Here is a 5,786-nt window from a genome sequence, read left to right on the forward strand (position 1 = left end):
GGTGCGTCGGCGAACTGCCGGATCGAGCGGCGCAGCAGCACCGCCTCGCGGCGCCCCTGCTCGATCGCCTCGGCGGTGCCGAGCCAGAACAGGTCGTCGGTGCCGCCGCGCAACAGATCGGCGGCGCTGGACCCGTCGTCGGTGACCGGCAGCCCGCGCACCACCGCGACCGGCACGCCGCCGAGCTTGCCCTTCACCAGATCCGCCGCGGCGGCCAGCTCGTCCGCGATCGCCACCTGGGTGACGTGCAACTCGTTGCCCTGTCCGTCGACGGCACCGGCATAGTCGTGCAGCACTCGCAGGCCGGCGGCGCCGATAGCCGCGTCGGTCTGCCCGTTGCGCCAGGCTCGGCCCATGGTGTCGGTGACGACCACGGCGACCTGCACGCCGAGCCGCTCGGCGAGCGCCGAACGCAAGGCCTTGGCGCTCGCGTCGGGATCGGCGGGCAGCAGAACCAGTTCGCCCTGTTCGACATTGGAGCCGTCGATGCCGGACGCGGCCTGCACGATGCCGAGCTTGTTCTCGGTGATCAGGGTGCGGCCCTTGCGCGCGAGCACCCGCACCGCCTCCTGCTCGACCAGGGCGCGCCGCGCGGCGTCGCGTTCCTCTGGATCCAGCGGCACGTCGACGAGGCGGCCTTCGACCTTGGCGACGATCTTGCTCGTCACCACGAGCACGTCACCGTCGGTCAGCCAGGGCGCGCGTTCCGCGATGTGCGCCGCGAGATCGTCACCGGGCCGGAACTCCGGCAGACCGGTGATCGGCAGGATGCGCAGTTCCCCTGCGGCATGGTCATTCACATACTCATCCTCGCTCAAGGCTTCAGCTCGCTGACGCTCGCTTCCGCCTTGCGCGGCGCTGTGCTTATGGCTCGCTCGCTCCGCTCGCTCACCCCCGCAAGGTCCAGAGCCTCCCGCACCATCTCGGCGGTGGTCGGCGGATCGGTCATCAGCAGCGGGACGCTGCGCACTTCCACGCCGGGCACGTCGGCGGTGTCGGTGGTGTGGATCAGCCAGCCGTCCAGGATGCCGGTGGCCGAGCGGGCGCCGTAGTAACGGCCGATCGCCTCGGCGGTCGTCTCGACCCCGATCACCGACAGACACTCGTCGGCCATGCCGCGCAGAGGTTTGCCGTCGATCACACCGGATATACCAATAACTTTGGCCGCAGTTGTGCGCAGCGCGCCGCGGATGCCAGGCACCGCCAAGATGGCGCCGATGCTCACCACGGGGTTCGACGGAGCGAGCAAGACCACATCCGCGGACTCTATGATCTCGATCACATTCGGGGCTGGTTTGGCGTCCTCGGCCCCAATTGTGGCGAATCCATGGGTCTGGATGTTCGCGCGATAGCGAACCCACCACTCTTGAAAATGGATCGCGCGACGTTCGCCAGGGTCGTCCGGGTCGGTCACAACCACATGCGTTTCACAACGATCGTCGGTTGCCGGGATCAATTTCACGCCCGGCTGCCACCTGTTGCAGAGGGCCTCGGTGACCGCGGAGAGCGGGTACCCGGCGCGCAGCATCTCGCTGCGCACCAGATGCGTGGCGAGGTCGCGATCGCCCAGCCCGAACCAGTCCGGCTGCGCGTGATACTTCGCCAGCTCTTCCTTGGCGTGCCAGGTCTCGTCGAGCCTGCCCCAGCCGCGCTCGGTATCAATGCCGCCGCCGAGGGTGTACATGCAGGTATCGAGGTCAGGACAGATTCGGAGGCCATGCATCCAGACGTCGTCGCCGACGTTCACGATCGCGGAGACATCGGCATCGGGCAGCAGTTCCCGGACGCCCTGGAGGAAGCGGGCGCCGCCGACACCCCCGACCAGTACGGCAATCCTCGGGCCGCCGAGGGAGTCGCTGTCCGCTTGAAGGGAAGTCACATCCGCACAGCCTATGCGCTGTCGGACCGGGCGATGTTCGGGCTATAGTTGCTGGTCATTTGCCCTACTCCGACTCAAGATCATCTTCGAAAGCGTTCGCGGATAGTAACGGAATAGCGACGGCCGCTTGACCATCGACACGTCCGGCGTGTCTAATCACAGTCATGTCATTTCGGGTTCGCGCGAGAGTGCAAGGCGCGAACGGCTTTTCGAACAGATGTTCGCATCGAGATGACGAGCTCGGGGACGTCCGCGGGACAACGTCGCGGGGTATGGCCGTCGGTATGCGTGTTGGTCCGACGGAACGAATCATTCTGCGCTAACACACAGTGAGGAGGCGGAGCGATGGCCAATGAGATGGTCTCGCCGACCGATTCCACAGCAGGCGCAGCACGTGGCGTCTGCGCAGACAACGGCTGGAAGGATCGCGAGGGGGGTGACGAAGTCTCGGCGACCGTGCTCGGCTCGGGCGACGAAGTCTCGGCGCCCCGGCTCAGCCTGGTCGTCACGGGCTTCGACGAGATGTTCGAATCCATCGAAGAGCAGTGGCAGGAGCGTGCCCTGTGCGCACAGACCGATCCGGAGGCGTTCTTCCCTGAGAAGGGCGGCTCGACTCGCGAGGCGAAACGGATCTGCATGGGCTGCGAAGTACGCGACGAGTGCCTGGAATACGCACTCGCCCACGATGAACGCTTCGGCATCTGGGGTGGCCTCTCCGAACGGGAGCGCCGCCGCCTGAAGCGCGGCATCGGCTAGCCGACTTGGGTTGACCCCCGAGTTATCCGCACGCGCGACAACTCGCTACGGCGACAACGGTTCTCGCGAACATACGGGTAGCTCCGGGGGTACGCCCGAGCCCCGGCGGCACGCCCGCCGACCGGCCGAAGTAGCACTGGATGCACGGGCCGGGTGCGGGCTGGCTAGGTTTTACCCATGGCACGTTCCCGTAATCGTCGTCCGCCGACCGCCCGGTCGGTGATCCGCCGTGGTCGCGGGGTACGTGGGCCGATGTTGCCGCCCACGGTGCCTGCCTGGCGCACCCGGGGACAGAAGTTCGATCGGCTGGTGCTCGAGGCGTTCGCACCGCTGGACACCCGCTGGCACGACCGGCTCACCAAACTCGATATCGCGGTCGACGACGTGCCGAAAATCCGTCCGCTGCACCCTGATTCGGTCACCTGGCCGGACGAGGTGGTCGCCGACGGACCGGTGCCGCTGTCCCGGCTCATCCCGGCAGGCGTCGACCGGCACGGCACCGCGACCCGCGCCAGGGTGGTGCTGTTCCGCAAACCGCTCGAGCTGCGCGCCAGCGACCCAGACGACCTGGTCGACCTGCTGCGCGAGGTGCTGGTCCAGCAGATCGCCACCTACCTCGGCGTCGATCCGGACATCATCGATCCGGAACCCGAGTAGCAGTCACACCGAGCCGACGCCGTCTCGGTAACGAATGTTGTTGCGAGCGGCGATAACTGATTACCGACACCGCGTGCGCGGCCCGCAGACCGCGCACCGACACGGGCTCGGGCCGTCCCCGGCCCGACGCCCCGCGCCCGCCTGCGGCAGCCGCCGCGTGGCGGGAGTTTTTGCCCGAATCATGAGCGTGTCTATCCACATCGGACCGCCAGGAGGGTTACTCTCATCGGCGTGATCCCCATGCGTCGTTGCTGCCGTCCAGGTTGCAAGAATCCGGCCGTCGCGACGCTCACCTATGTGTACTCGGACTCGACCGCCGTAGTCGGACCCCTCGCGACCGTCGCCGAACCACACTCCTGGGATCTCTGCGAAACGCACGGCTCCCGCATCACCGCCCCGAAGGGCTGGGAAATGGTCCGCCACGAAGGCGGGTTCTCCTCCAGCACACCGGATGACGACGATCTGACCGCGCTCGCCGAAGCGGTCCGCGAGGCCGGACTACGCCGCCGCCCGCCGGAACAGGAACAGCGCGGCTACCGCGACTACGCCCCGCCGCCGCAGCGCACCACCCGCACCGGGCGCCGCGGACATCTGCGGGTGCTCCCCGACCCGCCGTCCTGAACAAATCCGGCCCGGGTCTTCCCTTGCCGCGCAGCCGGTGTGCTCGACCCGCCCCGTCAGCTCCGCTGTCTGCCAGCTCCTGTGTTCAACCCTTCCCGTCGGCTTCGCCGCCCGCCTTCCGCCGTGCGCAACCGTCGCCGACTGCCATCCCGGGCGCTCGAGCCACCCCGTCAGCTCCGCCGACCGCCATCCCCTAGGGTGGTGGGCATGACAGTCGCCCGCTCTGCCGAATTCGTAAACGCGGTGATCAAGGCTTACGACGTTCGCGGTGTGGTCGGTGAACAGATCGACGCCGAATTCGTCAGGGACATCGGCGCATCGTTCGCCAGGCTGATGCGTGCCGAAGGCGCGACGCGGGCCGTCATCGGACACGACATGCGCGAGTCCTCCCCCGGTCTGTCGGCAGCTTTCGCCGACGGCGTGCTGGCCCAGGGCCTCGACGTGGTGCACATCGGGCTCGCGTCCACCGATCAGCTCTACTTCGCCTCCGGCAGCCTGGACTGCCCTGGTGCCATGTTCACCGCGAGCCACAATCCGGCGCGCTACAACGGCATCAAGATGTGCCGCGCGAAAGCCATTCCGGTGGGCCAGGACACGGGCCTGTCCACCATCAAGACCGAGGTCGCCGAGGGCGTGCCCGGCTACGACGGGCCGCGCGGCACCGAGACCAGAACCGACCTGCTCGCCGACTACGCGGCATTCCTGCGCGACCTGGTCGATCTCGGCGAGATGCGCCCGCTCACCATCGCGGTGGACGCGGGCAACGGCATGGGTGGCCACACCGTGCCCGCCGTGTTCGACGCGCTGCCGCAGGTGACCATCGTTCCGCTGTACTTCGAGCTCGACGGTTCCTTCCCCAACCACGAGGCGAACCCGCTCGATCCCAAGAACCTGGTGGACCTGCAGGACCTGGTGGTCAAGTCGGGCGCCGACATCGGTCTCGCCTTCGACGGCGACGCCGACCGCTGCTTCGTGGTGGACGAGAAGGGCGACCCGGTGTCGCCGTCCACCATCACCGCGCTGGTCGCCGAGCGCGAGCTCATCAAGGAGCCCGGCGCGGTCATCATCCACAACCTGATCACCTCGCATGCGGTGCCCGAGCTCGTCACCGCGCTCGGCGGCACCCCGGTGCGCACCCGGGTCGGCCACTCGTTCATCAAGCAGCAGATGGCCTCGACCGGTGCGGTCTTCGGCGGCGAACACTCCGCGCACTACTACTTCCGTGACTTCTGGGGCGCCGACTCCGGCATGCTCGCCGCGCTGCACGTGCTCGCCGCCCTCGGCGAGAAAGATCGGCCGGTCTCGGAGCTGATGTCGGCCTACGAAACGTATGCGGCCTCCGGCGAGATCAACTCCACCGTGCCGGACGCGCAGGAGCGGACGCTGGCCGTGGTGGAGGCCTTCGCGGATCGGACGATCTCGGTGGATAGGCTGGACGGCGTGACCGTGCAATTGGCCGACGACGCCTGGTTCAACCTGCGCGCGTCGAACACCGAACCGCTGCTTCGGCTCAACGTCGAGGCCCGATCAACCGAAGATGTAGACGCACTCGTAACAGAGATCCTGAGCATCGTCCGGTCCTGACTGGAATAGTGGAATCACAGGCCTTGAATTCGCCCGACTCGGGCCCGGCGTGGCAGCTGACCCGGGTGCGAGCGAAGGCGATAACGACTCAGCGCGATGAGGGGAGGTGGGACGCCCGATGATCGCTGGAACACCGGTGCTCGACCTCGATGATGCCGCTTCGCTGGAGGCGGCCGATACCGGCGGCGCCCTGCGCTCGGCCGCCTCCGGCGGCGCTCAGGTCCGGGCCACCGCGGCGGCAGTCGGTGAGGACGCGCTCGCGCGCCTGTCCGGTCTGCGCCCACGCAGC

The 5,786-nt window shown here is 67.9% G+C and carries 6 protein-coding genes and 1 pseudogene; 5 read left to right on the forward strand and 2 right to left on the reverse strand.

The window, feature by feature from the left end; genetic code table 11:
• Both NN4_RS44100 and cofD read right to left on the reverse strand, forming a co-directional pair.
• Positions 1 to 800: coenzyme F420-0:L-glutamate ligase (locus tag NN4_RS44100; RefSeq protein ID WP_246181445.1), on the reverse strand; the 800-nt coding region annotated here is incomplete at its 3' end.
• A gap of 14 nt (positions 801 to 814) precedes the next feature.
• Positions 815 to 1,879 carry a 2-phospho-L-lactate transferase gene (gene cofD / locus NN4_RS44105; protein ID WP_371865860.1) on the reverse strand — a complete coding sequence of 355 codons (1,065 nt, stop codon included), beginning with the start codon at positions 1,877 to 1,879 and terminating at the stop codon, positions 815 to 817.
• Positions 1,880 to 2,401: 522 nt separating this feature from the next.
• On the opposite strand from cofD, the gene NN4_RS44110 reads away from it, so the two are divergent.
• The 5 genes and pseudogenes from NN4_RS44110 to NN4_RS46510 all read left to right on the forward strand — a co-directional run.
• Positions 2,402 to 2,635 (forward strand): WhiB family transcriptional regulator, encoded by a 234-nt coding sequence (locus NN4_RS44110; protein WP_029901515.1) that lies wholly within the window; start codon positions 2,402 to 2,404, stop codon positions 2,633 to 2,635.
• Between the two features lie 177 nt (positions 2,636 to 2,812).
• Entirely contained in the window at positions 2,813 to 3,292 is a 480-nt protein-coding gene (locus tag NN4_RS44115; RefSeq protein ID WP_167768837.1) for a metallopeptidase family protein, read from the forward strand.
• A 240-nt stretch (positions 3,293 to 3,532) separates the two neighbouring features.
• Positions 3,533 to 3,913, forward strand: coding sequence for a DUF3499 domain-containing protein (locus NN4_RS44120; protein WP_107660884.1), 381 nt, complete (start codon positions 3,533 to 3,535; stop codon positions 3,911 to 3,913).
• 207 nt (positions 3,914 to 4,120) lie between these two features.
• Positions 4,121 to 5,497 carry a phosphomannomutase/phosphoglucomutase gene (locus tag NN4_RS44125; RefSeq protein WP_147144340.1) on the forward strand — a complete coding sequence of 459 codons (1,377 nt, stop codon included), beginning with the start codon at positions 4,121 to 4,123 and terminating at the stop codon, positions 5,495 to 5,497.
• 118 nt (positions 5,498 to 5,615) lie between these two features.
• Positions 5,616 to 5,786: pseudogene (locus tag NN4_RS46510) on the forward strand (tobH protein); the annotation flags it as partial.

Origin of the sequence: Nocardia ninae NBRC 108245 (assembly GCF_007990755.1) — a bacterium.
Classification (GTDB): domain Bacteria; phylum Actinomycetota; class Actinomycetes; order Mycobacteriales; family Mycobacteriaceae; genus Nocardia; species Nocardia ninae.

Excerpts from the sequence above, each read along its gene's own strand:
- NN4_RS44110 (WP_029901515.1), top strand. The coding sequence starts at position 2,402 with ATGTTCGAATCCATCGAAGAGCAGTGGCAGGAGCGTGCCCTGTGCGCA.
- NN4_RS44115 (WP_167768837.1), top strand. The coding sequence starts at position 2,813 with ATGGCACGTTCCCGTAATCGTCGTCCGCCGACCGCCCGGTCGGTGATC.
- NN4_RS44120 (WP_107660884.1), top strand. The coding sequence starts at position 3,533 with ATGCGTCGTTGCTGCCGTCCAGGTTGCAAGAATCCGGCCGTCGCGACG.
- NN4_RS44125 (WP_147144340.1), top strand. The coding sequence starts at position 4,121 with ATGACAGTCGCCCGCTCTGCCGAATTCGTAAACGCGGTGATCAAGGCT.